Raw genomic sequence first — 19,039 nt, forward strand, 5'->3', positions numbered from 1 at the left:
ATTAAGAATTCTTAAACGCTGAGCAACATACTCGTAATGTATTTTAAAAAGTAATATTATTATCAAACCCAAATTCTTAATCTAAGGAAGGAACAATGATGTTAGACATTATTTCATACGCCCAAAAGTTCGCTAAATTTACTTTTGCAGAAAAGTCATTTAACAACATTGATGGGGTTATTTTTTCACAACTCCCTTACTTAAATTACAAGCACTTAAACTCGCCGACCAGGTTGATAGATATGACAATTGAAGAGCTTGCACACCTTACCAAGCATACTTGGAATGCCCAAAAAAATTATGCATTACTAAACATCATGAAAAATAGTATTCGCTATCGTAACGTAAAATTTTTAGATTTTACAAATAAGTTCAGTTACGGGAAGGAACAATGTTTTTCAGCAATTAGTTTGCAAATTGACACTGACAATTATTTCGTTGGCTATCGTGGAACCGAATCTAATTTTGTCGACTGGAAAGAAGACTTAAATCTTTAATTTATGAAGGAAATCCCCTCACGAGTTGAGGCTACTAAATATCTGTGTGATTTTATGCATACCGTCTCTGGAGATGTAATCATCGGCGGCCACTCTAAAGGTGGTGATCTCGCAACCTTTGCCTTTAAGCATCTCCCTCCTGAACTTCAACCACGAATCATCCATACTTATAGTATCGACGGTCCGACTTCAATTAAAACTAAACATCTTCATCTCCAAGATCGGATTACTAAATTAGTCCCACAAACATCATTAATCGGAATTATTATGGATCGGTCAAAAAAATTTCAAGTAGTTAAAAGTACCGCCGATTTTATGGAACAACATAACCCATTCACCTGGTGCGTAGCTGATGATGACTTTGACTATCTTCCCCAGACTGATAAATTTTCTAAAATCATGCAAGAATCATTAATTTCATGGCAAACTGAGTTATCACCAACTATCAAAAAATATTTTATTAACTCACTTTTTAAAGCTGTTAATAAAACCGGCAGCACCTCCGTCAATGAATTTACTAAACATTGGCAGCAAAATGTCTTTACCATCTTCAAAATTAGCCTGCATCAACCCATTGAAACTCGTAAAGTTTGGCGCAATGTTTCAGGTAAATTTGTTAAGTGCTTAATTAGTTCTACCAGTAAGCACGCCTTTCGATAATAGTTAACAAAAAATCGCCAAAATTTTTGGCGATTTTTTTTAAACGACTAATTTAACTTTATTCAATAATAATGAACTACCTACAACTGAGATTGAGCTTAACGCCATCCCCAGGCCAGCCAATTCAGGGCTTAAAATCAAACCTAAACTCACAAAAATTCCAGCGGCAATTGGAATACCAATTGCATTGTAGATAAACGCCCAAAATAAATTTAATTTAATCCGGTTAAAGGTCTTTTTACTTAATTCTAAGGCCTTAACAACATCCAGCAAGTCGTTTTTAACCAAGACAATATCACCAGATTCAATTGCAACGTCAGTTCCCGAACCCATTGCAATTCCAACGTCAGCCGTTGCTAACGCAGGCGCATCATTAATCCCATCACCCACGAAAGCTACCACTTCATTCGTCTGTAAATGTTTAACCTGATCAGCTTTATCTTTTGGCAATACATTTGCAATTACCGTATCAATTCCAACTTGATCCGCAATTGCTTGCGCAACTAATTCATTATCACCCGTCAACATAGCCGTCTTTAATCCACGTCGATGCAGTGAGTTAATCGCTGTTTTAGCAGTTGCTTTAGCCATATCTTGGATGGCAACCAACCCAATTACTTGTTGATTGCGGCCAACGGTTACCACTGTTTTGGCTTCGTTTTGTAGTTGATGCATCTCAGCTTCAAATGAATTACTTTTAGCTAATTTTGGCGAACCTACAAACACCTTTTCGCCATTAATTTCACCTTCAACTCCACGGCCTTCAATTGATTTAAAGTTTTCAACCACGTAATCTGAATTTGGTTGTTGCTTCAAAATAGCCTTTGCCAATGGGTGCTCTGATGCAGATTCTAATGCAGCGGCGATGGCTAATACTTCTTTTTCATCCCCTATAACATTAGTCACTTTGGGGGTACCTTCAGTAATGGTTCCGGTTTTATCAAAAACGACCGTGGTAATTTGATTAACGGTTTCTAAAACTTCCCCATTTTTAATTAAAATACCTAATTTAGCACTTCGCCCAGTTCCAACCATTAAGGCAGTTGGTGTGGCAATTCCTAGTGCACATGGACAAGCAATGATAATCACTGAGACCGCAAATAACATTGCATTAACCACACTAGCACCTAAGAAACTGTACCAAATCGTAAACGTTAAAATTGAGACCATCAAAACGATTGGTACAAAAATATTGGCAATTTGATCGACGGTTTTCTGAATTGGCGCATGACTAGTTTGGGCTTTCTTCACTAATTCGACAATCTGTGCCAGCATTGTATCACTACCAACTTTAGTTACTTTAAAAGTGACCGTTCCATCAATATTTAAAGTTGATCCAATCACGTGATCGCCCACTTTTTTGCTCACAGGCATACTTTCTCCAGTCACCATTGCTTCATTAATTGCTGATTTACCTGAAATAATAATTCCGTCTAACGCAATTTTTTGACCTGGTTTAACCCGAATTTCATCGCCTAATTCAACTTCATCAATTGGTACTTGAATATACTGACCATCACGTAAAACTTCAGCATCCTTAGCTTGTAAATTAACTAGTTTTTCAACTGCACTAGAAGCAGAATCGCGCATGCGCTCCTCAAACACTTGACCTAATAGTACAAACGTAACGACAAAGGCGGCACTTTCAAAAAAAACTGCCCGACCAGTTAATAATGCAAAAATACTATAAACATAAGTTACTAACGTTCCCACTGCTACCAAAGTATCCATATTGGCATGATGATTTTTAAATGATGCCCACGCACTTTCAATAAATTGCCGGGCAGAGATTGCCATCACGATGGTAGTTAAACCGAACATGATCCAAGCATCTCCATGAATCATCAAACCAAATAAATTTGTAATCATCATTACTAACATGGGTAACGAAGCAACTAAGGAAACTATAAAGCGCTTCTTAATGCTCATGGTTTAACCATTACCTTTCCATGGAACATATTCATTCCACATGCAAAATCATATTCACCGGCTTTGGTGGTATCAATTTCAATCACGTGATCTTCATTTTGTGGGAGAAAATCATTGATACCGAAGTCCTCAAAAACTACTCGTTCTAAACAGCTTGATGCATCTTTACGATTAAAAGTAAGTTTAGCCGGAACGCCTTGTTTTAAAACAATTGTGCTTGGATTATATCCACCGTTAACGCTAACTGTAGCAGTTTGCGTTTTACTATTTAACGTTGCTTCAACGCCCTTGTCTTGCCGTTTTCCAAAAAACCACCAAGCGATTAAGCCAATTAAAACTACTGCAACAATTACTACTATTATTTTGATCATCATTATTACCCCTTTAGTTAATTTGTTATTTACAATTCATTGCCGCGCCTGGTACACAATCACATTCAACTTTATCAGGTGCATCACTTAGTTTTTTTTCTAAGACTTTTTGCATTGATTCAATATCCGTTTTAGTTAAAGTTGAATTTTTAATTAATTCGATAATTGTAATTCCTTTTTTCATATTACAAAGTGAGGCAAAAAGATCATTAACCGTGTCATTCATCGCCGTTTGTTCAGGAATTGTTGCATGATAGACAAAATTACGACCCTCTTTAGTTGTCGCCAACAAATTTTTCTTAACTAACCGACCCAATAACGTTTTAATGGTTGACTCTGACCATTCTCGTTTCCGCTGAATAATCTCAATCACTTCCCGACTACCAGCGTGGCCTAATGTCCATACAATTCGCATTAATTCCCATTCGGCACTCGTCATTTTTTCTGTTTGTATCTCCGTCATTTGCTCACCCCTTTTTTACGTTTACATTTGTAATCCTTAAACACATCATAATCGGTACGTTTACATTTGTCAACAAAAAAAGCTAATCCAAATGGATTAGCTTTTACATTACATATTTTACTTAGCTTTAATATATCCTTGTGACGTCAGGAGTTCCGCACAGAGCACTGCTCCACCAGCTGCTCCACGCAGTGTGTTATGTGAAAGCCCAACGAACTTCCAATCAAAAATCTTGTCTGTTCGTAAACGCCCCACCGAAACTCCCATCCCGTGTTCAAAATTTACATCAAATCGAACTTGCGGACGGAAATCATCTTGCATATATTGAATAAATTGTTTGGGTGCACTTGGTAAACCTAACTCTTGTGGTACACCACTGTAACTTTCAAGTGCTTCAATTAATTCTTCCTTAGTCGGATTTTGTTTAAAATTAACAAATGCCGCCGCAGTATGTCCATATAAAACTGGAACTCGTAAAGTTTGACTAGTAATTACGGTCGACTCAGCTGGAATAATTACTTTCTTTTCGTCATCCACATGGCCCCAAATTTTAAGCGGCTCCATTTCAGACTTTTCTTCTTCACCAGGGATATACGGAATCACGTTACCCATGATTTCAGGGGCATCTTCTAATGTTTTACCCGCACCAGAAATCGCTTGATAAGTTGTCGCTACTACTTGTGTTGGTTCAAATTTTTGCCACGCCGTTAAAGCTGGCGTATAACTTTGGATTGAACAATTAGGCTTAACCGCAATAAATCCTCGTTTAGTTCCTAATCGTTCCCGTTGATATTTAATTACCGCAGAATGTTCCGGGTTAATTTCTGGAATAATCATTGGAACATCAGGCGTCCAACGATGAGCACTATTATTTGAAACGACTGGAGTTTCAGTTTTAGCATAGTCCTCTTCAATTTGACGGATTTCATCTTTTGACATATCTACCGCAGAAAAGACAAAATCAACTTGTGAAGTGACCGCAGCAACATCTGCTGCATCTAATAACACTAAATTTTTTACATTTTCTGGAATTGCTTCGTCTAATTTCCAACGACCATATACAGCTTCTTGATATGTTTTACCAGCACTATGAGGACTGGCTGCGACAACTGCAACTTCAAACCACGGATGATCGACTAACAGTGTGACAAATCGTTGGCCAACCATCCCTGTTGCACCAATCACACCAACCTTTAATTTTGTGTCCATCTCAAAAACCTCACTCTTATATTTCCGATAATTGTATCTACAATCATATTGCAAGTCAAGCCCTACCACGACTTAACTTCAATCATTTTTTGATGAACATAAAATTATTTATATAAAACCGATTAGTTTACTGTTTCACGTGAAACAAAGTCATCCATTTACTTTAAAATTTAGGACTGATTGCACGCAAAATTTGAATTTCAAGTTGTTCTAAATCATGTTCAACATTTGTTTTCACATTAGGTAATAAAATTTTAGTTTGCAAAAAATAAGTAAACATTTGACTGATAATCATTCTAACTATCTCTAACAGTGAGAGTTCCGAATAAATTTCACCACGTTGCTGCATCAATTCAATTTGACCACCAAATACTTCCTTGATTCCGTTGTGCTCACTATCATCTGTGATAACCCTTGTAACTTTAGGTAGCAATGTTTTATCAGTTAACAATTCAATCAACAAAATTTTAATAATTTCTGCATTCTGATTGATAAATTCAAATCGATCAATAATAATAAAGTGAATTAAAGCTTGAACATCCGTCTGTTTTTTGAATTTCCCAAAAAATTCATCCCGATATACCGGAAATAATTGTTCAATAATTGGTTCTACAATGGCAATTAATAGTGCTTTTTTTGTTTTAAAATACTTAAAAATTGTTGCCTGACTAACTCCAGCTTCAATTGCAATTTGAGCCGTGGAAGTTCCATCAAACCCATTTTCAGCAAATAATTTGATGCCCGTTGCCAATACTTGCCGCTTACCGTTTGGCATCGTTTGTTCATTTAACATTTCTTGATAGTTAAGATAAATTTTATCGGCCATTTTCCCACCCTTTTAAACTTTAATTTACGAAAACTAGACCTTCCTATATCGTTTCATACCAACAATATTTAAAATTGTTAGTACAATAATAAATATAACTAAAATTACAATATCTAGACCTAATTTAAAAATTGAATCACCATGCATAATAATCTGTGTCTGCGCGTCACCAGCATACTTAATTGGCAAAATATACGCAATTGATTGTACCCAATTAGCCATTGAATCGAGTGGAATAATCCCTGAAAAAAATACCTGTGGCATCACGATTAACGGTATAAATTGCATCATTTGAAATTCCGAACGTGCAAAGGTCGACATCAAAATTCCAAATGCTAAAGCTACAAAAGCTAAGATAATATTGATTAACATAACACTAAAAATATTTCCTACGACTTCAATGTCTAATAACCACACAGCGACTACAACAATAATCGCCGTTTGAATAATCGCTAAAATGCCGTAACTGAGCATGTAACCAAACACAATTTCCGATCGTCTCACCGGCGTTGCTAATAATCGATCTAAAGTTCCCGATGACCGTTCTTTTAATAAGGCCATCCCCGAAATTAAAAAGACAAAGAAGAACACAAAAAAGCCAATTAAAATCGGAATTATTTTAGCAAAAAAGCCAGTATCCGCATCACCATATTGATAATGATTATTCACTTTAATCTTGCTTCCATTATTCATTTGCATAGTTGTTCCACTTTGTTTTGCTAATAATTCAACTGTGGACTTCAATTGTGACAAATCATTCGTTGCAACTGCATTTTTAAAGGCCATTTTAGTAGCAGTTGTTTTACTAGAATCGGTATTGTCGTATGTAATATCATACTTACTACCAGTTTGTTTAACAATCGCGTCAACCGTTTCATTCTTTAATGCTTTTTTTGCATCACCAATAGTTGTATAGGTTTCCACTTGAACATGCTTAGTAGCTTTTAATTCCGTTCTAATTCCACCATCAACATTAACTGCTGCAATCGTGATGTTAGTGGTCGAATTAGTATCAAACATTAATTTCAACATAAATAAAATTAAGATGGGTGCAAGAAACATTAAAGCTAGCGTTCGTTTGTCGCGTAATAATTCCTTAATTACCCGATTCATAATTGCTAATGTTCGCATTATAAGTCCCCCTCAGCTTTCAAAAAGACATCTTCAATTGATGCTACTTGATACTGTGCTTTCAGTTGTGTCGGCGTATCAAATGCAATCACTTTTCCACCTAAAAGTAATGCTACTTCATCTACTTGTTCAGCTTCTGACATCACATGCGTCGTGATTAAAATAGACCGGCCTTGTGCTCGAATCGCGCGTAGTTCAGTCCAAACTTTACGACGTAACGCTGGATCAATCCCAACAGTTGGTTCATCTAATACTAATAATTGCGGTTGTCCCAGCAAAGCAATCGCTAATGATAAGCGTCGTTGCATTCCTCCAGAAAAACCACTAACTCGTTTGTTTAAATCATTAGTTAAATCAACTACTTGTGCGACATGGTTAATTTCATCAGTAACTTGGTTGGCTTTAATCCCCTTCATATCAGCAAAAAACTTTAAATTTTCATAAGCGGATAAAGAATCATATAACGCATCAGCCTGTGCCATATAACCTATTTGACCTAATAATTCACGATTGGGCATTTTTTTATCTAAAACGGTTGCTTCACCGCCATCGCCAACTTCCATTCCTAAGGCAATTTTAATCACGGTTGATTTTCCTGATCCTGATGGACCAATTAAACCAACAATTTGGCCAACTTTAACATCAAATTCCACATCTTGTAAGACTATCTGATTACCAAACTTTTTGACTAAATGTGATAATTTAATCGCATTTTCCATTAATTTCACCTCATTAATTAAGCGTAAGTGAGTAATCACTCACCTTGATGATTAAAATATAACTTGTTTACGTAAATACGTCAAGCTTCAACTACATTATAGAGCGTAATCATAATTGTTGACACCGTGTCACTTTGTGTTATGATACCCATATTGACGCAGTGTCACTTTTGACCGAAAAGGAGTTTTAATCATGCCACTACCCACCTTTGAACATCTAACCAGTGAAAAACAAACTCGTATCCGTGATTCACTATTAACCGAATTCAGTCAATATCCCTTAGCAGAGGCCCAAGTTGCACGAATTGTCACTGAAGCCAAAATTGCTCGTGGAGCTTTTTATAAATACTTTACTGATTTAAATGATGCTTATTGTTATTTATTTGAAGTGGCTATGCAAGATATTCATACTGGATTTCCGAACCTCAATTATGATGAACCAGTTGCAATAGATAATTATATAAGTGCCACTAAAGCATTTATTGAGGGGATTAATAATTCAAAATATCAACCATTAATCTTGATGCATTTTAGTAATAATGAAAGTGTTTTAGGCACTCGCCCCAGCCACATCATTTCTGGAGCTTACGGAGCTAGTCATTGGGCTGTAGAAGTTTTATGTCATCAGACATTACGTGACGCTTTACTCGATAAAGAAAACGCTGAAATCCGCTTATCACAACTCACAGACGCTATCCGACAACTATAAAAGGAGTCCTTAATATGTTTTTAGCACTCAAAGAAATTCGTAAAGAAAAGCTTCGTTCGGGTCTAATTATTTCAATGATTGTGCTCATCAGCTATTTAATCTTCATTCTTACTAGTCTAGCTTTAGGCTTAGCTAGAGAAAATACGGATGCTATTGATTCTTGGGGCATTCAAAATATCACACTTGATGCCAACGCTAATGTCGATATGCGACAATCCCTCTTAACCGCTCCTCAAGTTGGAACGTTAACTGACAAAGAGGCCTATATTGGTCAAGCATCTGTGGTTGCCAAAGCTACCGGTCATGAACGTATTTCTAGTGTCTTTATTGGATTGGATAGCCATCAATTTGTTGCTAAAAAAATTAAATTAACTACTGGTCATATGCCCCAAACTAATCATGAAGTCGTTGTCGACACATCGTTTCAGGAGTCAGGTTACCAACTTGGAGATACTTTTAAGCTGAATGCCGATAATACTAATTATAAAATTGTTGGTTTTACCAAAAATGCCAAAATGAATGTTGCCCCGGTTATTTATGGACAATTAAGTACTTGGTCATCACTGAAAGGCACATCATCATCAACGATTGCTAGTGCGATTGTTTCAAAAAACATTAACTATCGAACTTCTAGTCATGCACTTAAAACCTATTCGATTTCCAAATTCATTAATAAGATGCCAGGTTATCAAGCTCAGAACTTAACCTTTGGACTAATGATTGGATTCCTAATGGGTATCTCCCTAATTGTGATTGCCGTCTTTTTATATATTCTTACAATGCAAAAGTTACCCAATTACGCCGTTTTAAGAGCGCAAGGAATTCCAAGTAAAATTTTAGTTGGGGCCACCGTTTCTCAATCATTAATTCTAGTCCTATCTGGACTAGTTATCAGTTCTATTTTAACCATTATCACTGCAATCTCAATGCCATCAGCTGTCCCAATGGCCTTTGATATTCCAATTTTAATTGTTGTTGGCGTTGGTTTAATGATTATGTCACTTATTGGCGGACTAATTCCCGTTCGTTCGGTATTACGAGTTGATCCTATTTCAGTTATCGGAGGTTAAAACTATGTCAGTTCTTTCAATTCAACATGTTAATCAATTTTTCGGCAGTGGCACCGCCCGTGTTCACGTATTACACGATGTAAATTTCGATGCTAAACCTGGTACCTTAAGTTTAATTATTGGTCCTTCTGGTTCAGGTAAAAGTACCTTTTTAACGATTGCCGGTGGTTTATTAACTCCCACTGATGGTGATGTTTTATTTGATGGTCAAAGCTATAAAGACACATCAAAAAAAGCACGCGAACAACTACGTCTTGATTCCATCGGGTTTATTTTGCAAGCTTATCACCTACTTCCATATTTAACGGTTGCTGATCAATTTAAATTAGTTGATAAAGTTAAAAAATTGCATAATTTAACACCCATGGAACTAAATGAATTATTAAACCAACTTGGAATTCAAGATTTAATTAACAAGTTTCCAAATGAGCTTTCAGGTGGACAGCAACAACGGGTAGCGATTGCCCGGGCACTCTATCCTGATCCAAAGATTTTACTTGCTGATGAGCCAACTGCTGCACTTGATACCGCTCGGGTAAAAGTGGTTGGTAACTTGTTCCAAGAATTAGCTCACACTCGCAACAAAGCCGTAGTTATTGTGACCCATGATATTCGATTAAAAGAATTTGCTGATCAAATTTATGAACTACGTGATGGAACCTTGACTAAACAATCCACCAAGGTATTTGTTTAAACTAAATTTAATCAAAAACGACCAACTTTAAAAGTTGATCGTTTTTTGTATATCCTTAACTACAGCTGCCATTACTTCAAGATAAGTATCTAAAAGTCCATCAAGCATCGACTAGGTTTTCACTTTAACCCAATAAAATCATACTTATAATTATTTATTAGTGATTTGAATAATATTTGGTATATTCGTCGGCATCATAATCTTCCGCGTCAGGATGGTTCCAGTTATCATAGTTAGTGCCATCAATTGACTTACCTGCAAGATCAAAATCCTTGTCATCTTCATCTCCAGGATAATCATCATGATCAATTTCGCGTCGTTGAATTTCTATATCATCTTCCAAGGCATCAAATTCGTTCGGATCTTGTAAAAGTTCCGGATCAATTTCATCATATTTCATTAATGCATTAAACACGATTGTAGACTGATCATAGGTCCATTCGCTTGTGTTTAATCCTTGCCGATTTAAATCACTCATTGCTTCATCTAGAAAATCATCAGTTTCATCATCATTTAATTTTTGATAATTCGTAGTTAGAAAAATAGATGGCAATACAATGCCAATTGATCCAGATATCGGTGCCAATTCGTTAGGTATCTGCAGTTTGTTACTTTGCGTTGTCTCATTATTAGATTCAGTTTCAGAAAATTTATTCTTACCACGAAAAAATTCATTCCAAGGCCGATAATTTTTTTGGCCACGAAGCCTTTTATCATGATAAGCCTGAATAAATAATGCTATCCCGCAAGTAATTATTATAACTGTCAAAATAGTATGCACAACTATCACCTCAGTGTAATTGCAACGCTTACATATACGTAAAGATATAACAATAAATACTTGCTTATACCTTGGTTAACACCCTATTACCAGTAATTAAAATACTACTATATAGTCCTACAGCAAGCTTACCTGCTACTTGCGTGATAATTGGACCAACAATAGGAACTAGTACATCAATATCAATGGTCCACGTCACCATTGTTCCACGTGAAACTTTTTCAAATTTCATCTCAGTAAAATCTTGTTTCACCGGTGGAAATGATTTCAGCACTCGATATTGAATTCTTTTATTCCGTTCAAACACCGTAATTTTTTCTTGATACCAGCCGACTAACATAAAAATATTACGTACAGCACCCACATTATAGTTATTACTATCCCGCCATTTAGAGCTGAACACCCAGGGCGCTTTAGAAAAATTATTGGATTGGGCCATCCAGTTAAACGTTTCTTCTATTGGTGCTTCAATTAGCTTGCTAATGATAATCCGTTTTGTCATTTTATTCACCTAACTGATGTAACCAGTCAATTGCTCCATTAGAAATGGCATATGTCTCTAATAATGATGACATTTGAATTTGATTAAGGGTTTCAATAAATGCTGCATCAGCATTCTGAAGTGCCACCATTATTTTATTTTCACCTTCACGAACATGCTTGGTATCATCAAATAGCTGATCTCCCACATGATTAAATTTAATTTCATCATGATTCACTTGAATTGCCTGGTAAACATTTCCAAAAGATATCTCTTCAATTTTACGATTAAGAATAAAACCGCCCTCTTTAGAGGCCTCAGAATTAATTACATCTGCAACCACTAATTTGCGAAGAATCTTTTTCAAATATGAATCCGATACTTGTAATATTTCTGCCAATAATGCGCTTTTAATCGGTTTATGGTCTGTTTGCAAAGCCAAAATTATGACCACATAGACCCCTTGTTCCGTACTTTGATTAAGTTTCATAGTTATTCCTTTTAGTATTTAAATAATTGCACTGCTATATTATTAACCACGTCATTTACATCAACTGGTTTCATGTTTTTAGCAAAAATCCCAAAGAATTTCAAGATTGGTACCATTTTAGTCATTGAGTCTTGACGACCATTACCATATATCAATGTCGGTTCAACATAGGCTAATGGAATCGAACTAGTTTTTAACAAGTTAATTGCTTCTGCTTTAATCTTCAAGAATGGCTTAGGTCCTAAAAGTCCACCGATCATCCCCATTGCTTTAACTTGTTTTTCTTCAGCTAATCGTTTCATTAATTCCACTGGGACCATATTTATGTCGCGTAGTATAATTAGGTCTTTCTCTGGGCGACCAATAAAGTTAACAATATAATCAATGTGGTCAGGCAAGGCCAACTTAACTGATTCATAGTCATTTACATCAACTGCAATGTTTTTAATTTGTGATTTTACCAACCTATTATTTCCTGATCGAGATAATACTAATACCTCTATCTCAGGGTTAGTTTCAATAATTTTTTCAGTAAAGTTACGGCCTAAATAGCCATTCCCACCTAATAATACAATATTCATCTCAATTACCTCTATCCGTCTATTTTTTAATATCTATGGATATTTTATTGTACACGGATAGTTCTGTCAAACAATTTGCATTGCCCATCAATAATAAGTAGCTAGTTACTTGTTATCTTGATCTGCTAGCATCTTCAATTTATCCTCTAAATATTCAATACTACTATCAATTGCCTGCTGCTTTTCATGTAATGCCGCAATTTTTGCTCGCATCAACGACATTCTTACATGAATCGTATCTAAGCCCTGCTCACGAAAAGTCGTATATTCTAAAATTTCATCTAATGAAAAACCACCCATTTTCATTCGGCGAACCATCGCAACATGTTCAAGGTCATCATCATTATACAACCGTAGATTGCGATTACCTCGTTGCGGTTTAACTAGTCCTTTTTGTTCATAGAAACGTAACGTATCTGGACTTAGCCCAGTCAACTGAGCGAAATCACCAATTGTATATATATTTTTGTTTGACATGGAGTCAACTCCATTCGGTAAGATTATAAATGTTGTTTTTTAACGGGAGAAAAGGGAGATTTAATTTGAAAAGTAAAGAATCATTATTCAGTCGCGATTTTTGGTTACTCGCAGCAGTTAATTTATTCGTCATGATTAGTTACTATAGTTTAATGGTGACGATTGGACCATATGCATTAACAAAATTTCACACTGCAACCAGTATTTCCGGGTTAATTGTTGGTGTCACAGTGATTGGCATTTTAATTGCCCGCTTTAGTTCCGGTTGGTTAACCCATCATTTTGATAATAAAATATTAATGATTGTTGGTGGAATTTTACTAGTTCCAACAACTTTATTATATCAAGTTCTAACGGGTGTGGGTATGCTTTTAATTGTTCGTTTATTTCAAGGACTTGCGATTGGTTTAATTAGCACAGTGACTAACACTGCTGTTGTACTGCTATTCCCCAAAAATCGAACTGGTGAAGGAATTGGCTTTTTCAGTTTAAGTACAATTTTAGCTACTGCCATCGGTCCTTTTCTTGGACTATTGCTACAAAATAATTTTGGTTATAATTTATTGTTTGCTTCTGAAATTATTCTATCCCTTATCGCTCTTGGCTTAACCTTCATGGTCAATCGTAAAAGTATTGCATTTCACTTTACTGATACTCATAGTCGCGTAAATATCCGTGATTTCGTTGAACCTAAAGCTTTACCAATTGCCATGGTAATTTTCATCGTTGGATTAAGTTACGCTGCCATTCAAGCTTATATGAGCTTTTATACAACCGCTATTGAACTAAGCGTTTATGCTAGTTACTTTTTCCTAGTATATGCCGTTGCCATCTTACTATCACGACCACTAACCGGTCGGATTGTCGATCGTCATGGTGCAAATTGGATTGTTATCCCCGCAGCGATTATTGAAATGGTAGGTTTAATCATTCTTGCAACTGCTCATAGTGGCATTGCATTAATGTTATCTGCCTTTTTAATCGGTCTCGGCTTTGGAAACTTCCAGTCAACTGCCCAAACGGTAGTAGCTAAATGCGTTCCGATTACCCGTCTATCACAAGCAACCTCAACTTATTTTATTTTCTTTGATTTAAGTCTAGGTCTCGGACCTTACTTATTAGGATTACTAGAGCCTAGTTTAGGTTATCGCTGGTTATTCGGCGCTATGGCACTGATAGTAATCTTTGGCTTACTAGTTTATCTATTTAAAGTTAAACCCGTCGACCACAGTCAAACTATCGAATAAAACTTAATCCACCAAACCCATATTTATTCCCCAATTTATGGCAAAAGAGCTAACAACCAAGGTTGTTAGCTCTTTTATTTTATTCAAACACAAATTGATTATGATAAAGTTCAGCATAAAAGCCATTTTCAGCAACCAACTCATGATGATTACCATCTTCGACACTTTACTAGTAACTGCTGATTGAAACTTATTGATAACCAAATTATGCTGGTTGTGAAATAAATAACAAAAGGGGTAAGTAATTATGAATAAAAAAGTTGCAATGGTTACTGGTTCCACCATGGGTATTGGCTTAAGTATCGCAAAACAATTATCCGAAGATGGCTTTAAAGTAGCCGTTACTGGGCTAACTCAAGAAAGTGCAAATGAGGTTGCTCAAACTATTCCCAATGCCAAAGGATACGAATTACACGTAGAAAACAAACAACAAGTATTTGATGTCGTTCAACATGTGGTAGCAGATCTTGGTCAACTGGATGTCATTGTTAATAATGCCGGTATCACTAAGGAAGTTACCGTGGCAGAAATGAGTGAAACTGATTTTGATCAATTATGGAACGTAAATGTAAAAGGCGTTTTATTTGGAATGCAAGCAGCGGCGGCTCAATTTAAGCAACAAAACTCCAAAGGAAAGATTATTAATGCTGCATCAATTGGAGCGTATTCAGTCGCTGAAAAACATGCTGGATATTCTGCCACAAAATTTGCGGTCCGTTCACTGACCCAAGGTGCTGCTAAAGAATTTGGTGCAGACAATATTACAGTTAATGCATATTGTCCCGGATACGTGATGACTCCTATGATGGAAAACATTCTCAATCAATATGCTCAACAAAATGGGACCACTGTCGAAGAAGAAATTGCTCGTGGATCACAAAGAATTGCCCTACAACGGCCAGCTACTCCTCAAGATATTTCTAATTTAGTTTCATTTTTAGCCAGTGACAAAGCGGATTACATTACTGGTCAAGCATACGTCGTTGATGGTGGTGTTATTTACAAATAGTTATTGCTTTCTTTTAACTCTCTGATTGGGTGAAACATGTCGTGAGACTAATAATAGTCTTGCGATTTTTTGTGGGGTTAAACTGGGGTCTTTTTGAATCCAATACTGTAAAACATCTAACAATCCACTAAGAATTAATTCATGCAAGATATCACTAGAAATGTTCAAATCATCATTAGTCGTAATGATTGTTGGAGCAATATAATCAGATAGTCGTTGTCTTACCAATAAAATAAATTTTGCATCGCCATTTGACCCCATTAATCGCTGATACATGGAGAAATTAGTTTCAATAATTTGTGCAAATTTTAAATAAAACCGTTCTTCTTGCTCCTGACTATAAATTTGAATCCAATTATTTGGCACACTTTTAAAACATTCAATTAATTCATCAATTAATGTATTTTCAATATATTCAATTAACGCTGGCACATCCTGAAAATGTAAATAAAATGTTGTTCGATTAATTTTTGCCATTCTCACAATCTCAGTAACTTTGATTGTACTAATGGGTTTTGATTTCATTAATATCAGAGTAGTCTCAATAATTTTGTTTTGTGTATCTGCATACATCTGTCGTTTTTGCATGATTTTCCCCAATCGAAATTCATTATTAATCACTAAAACTTTTCCTGCTCTTCTAAAATCAACATTTTTTCTTCAAAATATTTAATCCTTGCGTTCATTGCATGATTTTACCTACCATCAAGGTTAAACGAGTTAGAGTATTGTCCACTTCTTAATCATGAATTATGATATATTCCATCAAAGTCATCATGAAAATTTAATTAGCTGGTTTATTAGTGGAATATCAATTTAACAAGATAATTAATCGTACCACTTTGCAAAATTATCATAATTCCCAAGCCAATATAAATAATCGCCATAATCCAATCACCAAACTTAGCTAGAAAAGTTTTAACAAAACTAACTTGTGATGATTTATCACCAATCCAAACCAGTAAATAGATACAAATCGTGAAAACAACTATTGTAACAATTATTTGACTCATAGTTAGTGAAACAAAATAAGGTACAAATAATCCAATATTATCAGCCCCACAAGACGCCACCGTAATTAATGCAACCGTTGTAATAAGATTTTTATCCTGCCGATCTTCAATCTTTTGGCTGACCTCACTGGCCTCATCTTCATCACCAAAAATGTATTTCAGCCCAAAGATAATAGGAATGATTCCTAAAAATCCAAGCATCCATTTAGCCGGTACATAGTGTAAAACAAATGCAAAGAACACACTAATTGCAATTAAGGTATATGATCCTAAAAATTGGCCAATATATATTTGTCGACGATGCTTATCTGAGCGATATTTAGAAAACAAGAGCATCAGTATCACAACTAAATCAATTGCCGTCGAAGTATAGATAACAATATCAGTTAAAATTAATTCAATCACTGAGCAACCTCGCTAGAAATGGCAATTTTACCTGTATCTTCAGCTAGGCACCAAGCACGTTCAAGCAAGATTGCGGTACAGTCATCAACAATTTGATATTTAATAAAATTACCATCTCGATTTGGTTTGATGATATTTTGATTGACTAACATTTGCAATTGATTTGAAACTGCCTGAACTTTCATTTGCAATAAAGTCGCAATATCCCCAACAGATAAGTTAGGTTCTCTGACTAATGCATGTAATATTTTTAGCCTTGTATCATTTGACAAAACTTTAAACAGTGACACCACTGCCACAGCTTGATTTTCATTAATTAAATCGCGTTCAGCTAACGTAGGTTTTTCGGGACAACAATTTTCATATGTCATTTTAAAATTTCCTTTCTTTTCAACTATTACACTATAACATGTAATAGTTTGATAGTCGATTACTTTTTTAAAATAATTACCTAGGAAATATATCTTTGCATTATTAAAATCTAAAAATATCGCCAATCCAAGTTCAGGATTAGCGATATTTTTAGTTAGAGTTCAATTATTAACTGGTTTAGTTCGAACTCTTTTATTCAAACACAAATTGATTATGATAAAGTTCAGCATAAAAGCCATTTTCAGCAACCAACTCATGATGGTTACCTTCTTCAATCACTTGACCATCTTTTAATACAACAATCTTATCGGCATTTAAAATCGTTTTTAATCGATGAGCAATTACAAATGAAGTCCTGCCTTTAATCGCCGCATCCATTGCCCATTGAATTTGTTGTTCAGTCACAGTATCTACATTTGAAGTGGCTTCATCCAAAATAATAATTTCAGGATCACTCAAAATAGTCCGAGCAATTGAAACTTGTTGCTTCTGACCAACTGAAAAGGCAGATTCACTATCATCAACTTGGGTATTATATTGCTCTGGTAGCGACATAATGAAGTCATGAATATGCGTCATCTTAGTAACTTCAATGATTTCTTCATCAGTGGCATCTGGCTTTCCAAAGCGAATATTGTCAGCAATTGTTCCCGTAAATAACACAGATTCTTGTAAGACAATTCCGACTTTTGAGCGTAAACTATCTAAATCAAATTCACGAATATCAGTCCCATCATATTTAATCACACCTGAATCAACATCATAAAAGCGATTCATTAAATTCATCACAGTCGTTTTACCCGAACCAGTGGGTCCAACTAATGCCACCATTTGACCCTTTTCAACATCAATATTGACATCTTTTAAGATTGGTTTATTGGGTACATAACCGAAATCAACGTGCTCAATTTGAATTCCCGTGGTCATTTCACCGAATTGTTTACCCTTTTCAGGACGAACCTCTTCTTTTTCATCAAACAAGACATTCAAACGAGTAGCCCCAGTTACAGCTAATTGTAATTGACCAAATGATGATGAAATTTGCATAATAGGATTGTAATATTGTTGTGCATATTGAATAAAGGTCACAATCAATCCTAAGGCAGCTGCGGTCGATAATGAACTATCTTGCAAGGCAATTTTAGTTCCCATGAAAATAACTAACGCAGTGGTTAAGAGTGAAAAACCATTCATAATTGGGAAAATCATCCCTGACCAAGTTTGCGCAGCAAACGTTGATTTTTGGACTTTTTCATTTTGCTTAACAAATCCGTCAATCGCCACTTGTTGTTGACCTTCAACAATGATAGCTTTTTGGCCCGAAATTTTTTCATCCATATAAGCATTTAACTCACCAACTTCTTGTTGTTGCCGGTCAGTATACTTTTTCGCCTGAATAATAATAATTATGGCAGCAAAAATCGCCACCGGCGTCGTTGAAACCGTGACCCAAGCCAAACTAACATTCTCATGGAAAATCATAATTACGATCCCAATAAATAGGGCAAAGTTTGAAGCCACACTGACCGCTGCTTGATTTAAAGTATTTTGAATATTATCTAAATCGGAAGTAAAACGAGCTAAAATTTCACCATCAGCATGTGAATCAAAATATGAAATGGTTAAGCGTTCGATTTTAGCAAACAAACCTTTACGCATCCGATTAGTTGAATGAGCAATGATTCTTGTAAACAATAACGTATAAATTAATTGCGCAACCCCAGTCATGACATAGAATGCGAGTAATTTCCACATGGCGGCAAAGAAATCATTTTTATTCGGCGAAACCGAAACTGCCGCTTGATGTAAGCTGTGAATCGAGGTCCCCGATGGCAAACTAGATAACACGCTTTGTGCAACGTTACCATCAGTCAATGATTTCCAATTAGTTGGCATTGAAGCCAT

The 19,039-nt window shown here is 35.6% G+C and carries 20 protein-coding genes and 2 pseudogenes; 6 read left to right on the plus strand and 16 right to left on the minus strand.

Going from position 1 to position 19,039, the window contains the following annotated elements; genetic code table 11:
* Window positions 1-317 precede the first annotated feature (317 nt).
* Window positions 318-1,157: pseudogene (locus FC70_RS06415) on the plus strand (Mbeg1-like protein).
* Window positions 1,158-1,196: 39 nt separating this feature from the next.
* On the opposite strand, the gene FC70_RS06420 reads toward FC70_RS06415, so the two are convergent.
* The 7 genes from FC70_RS06420 to FC70_RS06450 all read right to left on the minus strand — a co-directional run bounded on the left by FC70_RS06420 (window position 1,197) and on the right by FC70_RS06450 (window position 7,805).
* Window positions 1,197-3,086: a copper-translocating P-type ATPase gene (locus FC70_RS06420; protein ID WP_057890167.1), complete on the minus strand. Its 1,890-nt coding sequence runs from the start codon at window positions 3,084-3,086 to the stop codon at window positions 1,197-1,199.
* Window positions 3,083-3,460, minus strand: a complete 378-nt coding sequence (locus FC70_RS06425) for a cupredoxin domain-containing protein (RefSeq protein ID WP_057890168.1) — start codon at window positions 3,458-3,460, stop codon at window positions 3,083-3,085. The genes FC70_RS06420 and FC70_RS06425 overlap by 4 nt, the downstream gene beginning before the upstream one ends.
* Window positions 3,461-3,482: 22 nt before the next feature.
* A complete protein-coding gene (locus FC70_RS06430) occupies window positions 3,483-3,920 on the minus strand; it encodes a CopY/TcrY family copper transport repressor (protein WP_057890169.1) in 438 nt (145 codons plus the stop codon).
* Between the two features lie 117 nt (window positions 3,921-4,037).
* On the minus strand, window positions 4,038-5,129 hold the full coding sequence (gene asd / locus FC70_RS06435; RefSeq protein ID WP_057890170.1) for an aspartate-semialdehyde dehydrogenase: 1,092 nt from the start codon (window positions 5,127-5,129) through the stop codon (window positions 4,038-4,040).
* A gap of 163 nt (window positions 5,130-5,292) precedes the next feature.
* The gene (locus FC70_RS06440) at window positions 5,293-5,955 is read right to left on the minus strand and encodes a TetR/AcrR family transcriptional regulator (RefSeq protein ID WP_057890171.1); all 663 of its coding nucleotides are present in this window, start codon (window positions 5,953-5,955) and stop codon (window positions 5,293-5,295) included.
* Window positions 5,956-5,988: 33 nt separating this feature from the next.
* Window positions 5,989-7,086 carry an ABC transporter permease gene (locus FC70_RS06445; protein ID WP_057890172.1) on the minus strand — a complete coding sequence of 366 codons (1,098 nt, stop codon included), beginning with the start codon at window positions 7,084-7,086 and terminating at the stop codon, window positions 5,989-5,991.
* Window positions 7,086-7,805, minus strand: coding sequence for an ABC transporter ATP-binding protein (locus FC70_RS06450; protein ID WP_057890173.1), 720 nt, complete (start codon window positions 7,803-7,805; stop codon window positions 7,086-7,088). The genes FC70_RS06445 and FC70_RS06450 overlap by 1 nt, the downstream gene beginning before the upstream one ends.
* Window positions 7,806-7,998: 193 nt before the next feature.
* On the opposite strand from FC70_RS06450, the gene FC70_RS06455 reads away from it, so the two are divergent.
* From FC70_RS06455 to FC70_RS06465, 3 genes are read left to right on the plus strand one after another with little or no spacing between them, the layout of a single operon-like run.
* Window positions 7,999-8,514 carry a TetR/AcrR family transcriptional regulator gene (locus tag FC70_RS06455; RefSeq protein WP_057890174.1) on the plus strand — a complete coding sequence of 172 codons (516 nt, stop codon included), beginning with the start codon at window positions 7,999-8,001 and terminating at the stop codon, window positions 8,512-8,514.
* Window positions 8,515-8,528: 14 nt separating this feature from the next.
* Window positions 8,529-9,584 (plus strand): ABC transporter permease, encoded by a 1,056-nt coding sequence (locus FC70_RS06460; protein WP_057890175.1) that lies wholly within the window; start codon window positions 8,529-8,531, stop codon window positions 9,582-9,584.
* Between the two features lie 4 nt (window positions 9,585-9,588).
* Window positions 9,589-10,278 (plus strand): ABC transporter ATP-binding protein, encoded by a 690-nt coding sequence (locus FC70_RS06465; protein ID WP_057890176.1) that lies wholly within the window; start codon window positions 9,589-9,591, stop codon window positions 10,276-10,278.
* A gap of 157 nt (window positions 10,279-10,435) precedes the next feature.
* Here the strand turns inward: FC70_RS06465 and FC70_RS06470 are convergent, their stop codons facing one another.
* The 5 genes from FC70_RS06470 to FC70_RS06490 form a co-directional block, all read right to left on the minus strand.
* The gene (locus tag FC70_RS06470) at window positions 10,436-11,047 is read right to left on the minus strand and encodes a hypothetical protein (RefSeq protein WP_123827730.1); all 612 of its coding nucleotides are present in this window, start codon (window positions 11,045-11,047) and stop codon (window positions 10,436-10,438) included.
* Between the two features lie 76 nt (window positions 11,048-11,123).
* The gene (locus FC70_RS06475; protein WP_057890178.1) at window positions 11,124-11,561 is read right to left on the minus strand and encodes an SRPBCC family protein; all 438 of its coding nucleotides are present in this window, start codon (window positions 11,559-11,561) and stop codon (window positions 11,124-11,126) included.
* Window position 11,562: 1 nt separating this feature from the next.
* A complete protein-coding gene (locus FC70_RS06480) occupies window positions 11,563-12,030 on the minus strand; it encodes an RrF2 family transcriptional regulator (RefSeq protein WP_057890179.1) in 468 nt (155 codons plus the stop codon).
* Between the two features lie 11 nt (window positions 12,031-12,041).
* The gene (locus tag FC70_RS06485) at window positions 12,042-12,611 is read right to left on the minus strand and encodes an NAD-dependent epimerase/dehydratase family protein (protein ID WP_057890180.1); all 570 of its coding nucleotides are present in this window, start codon (window positions 12,609-12,611) and stop codon (window positions 12,042-12,044) included.
* Window positions 12,612-12,716: 105 nt separating this feature from the next.
* Entirely contained in the window at window positions 12,717-13,088 is a 372-nt protein-coding gene (locus FC70_RS06490) for a MerR family transcriptional regulator (protein ID WP_057890181.1), read from the minus strand.
* Between the two features lie 65 nt (window positions 13,089-13,153).
* On the opposite strand from FC70_RS06490, the gene FC70_RS06495 reads away from it, so the two are divergent.
* Both FC70_RS06495 and FC70_RS06500 read left to right on the plus strand, forming a co-directional pair.
* A complete protein-coding gene (locus FC70_RS06495; protein ID WP_057890182.1) occupies window positions 13,154-14,335 on the plus strand; it encodes an MFS transporter in 1,182 nt (393 codons plus the stop codon).
* Window positions 14,336-14,582: 247 nt separating this feature from the next.
* A complete protein-coding gene (locus tag FC70_RS06500; protein ID WP_057890183.1) occupies window positions 14,583-15,344 on the plus strand; it encodes an SDR family oxidoreductase in 762 nt (253 codons plus the stop codon).
* Here FC70_RS06500 and FC70_RS06505 read toward each other — a convergent pair whose 3' ends face one another.
* The 4 genes and pseudogenes from FC70_RS06505 to FC70_RS06520 form a co-directional block, all read right to left on the minus strand.
* Window positions 15,345-15,932 (minus strand): TetR/AcrR family transcriptional regulator C-terminal domain-containing protein, encoded by a 588-nt coding sequence (locus tag FC70_RS06505; protein ID WP_123827729.1) that lies wholly within the window; start codon window positions 15,930-15,932, stop codon window positions 15,345-15,347.
* 212 nt (window positions 15,933-16,144) lie between these two features.
* Window positions 16,145-16,762: a CadD family cadmium resistance transporter gene (locus tag FC70_RS06510; RefSeq protein ID WP_057890185.1), complete on the minus strand. Its 618-nt coding sequence runs from the start codon at window positions 16,760-16,762 to the stop codon at window positions 16,145-16,147.
* A complete protein-coding gene (locus FC70_RS06515) occupies window positions 16,759-17,133 on the minus strand; it encodes an ArsR/SmtB family transcription factor (protein WP_057890186.1) in 375 nt (124 codons plus the stop codon). The genes FC70_RS06510 and FC70_RS06515 overlap by 4 nt, the downstream gene beginning before the upstream one ends.
* A gap of 193 nt (window positions 17,134-17,326) precedes the next feature.
* Window positions 17,327-18,934: pseudogene (locus FC70_RS06520) on the minus strand (ABC transporter ATP-binding protein); the annotation flags it as partial.
* Window positions 18,935-19,039: the final 105 nt, after the last annotated feature.

Source organism: Paucilactobacillus oligofermentans DSM 15707 = LMG 22743 (assembly GCF_001434315.1).
GTDB classification, from domain to species: domain Bacteria; phylum Bacillota; class Bacilli; order Lactobacillales; family Lactobacillaceae; genus Paucilactobacillus; species Paucilactobacillus oligofermentans.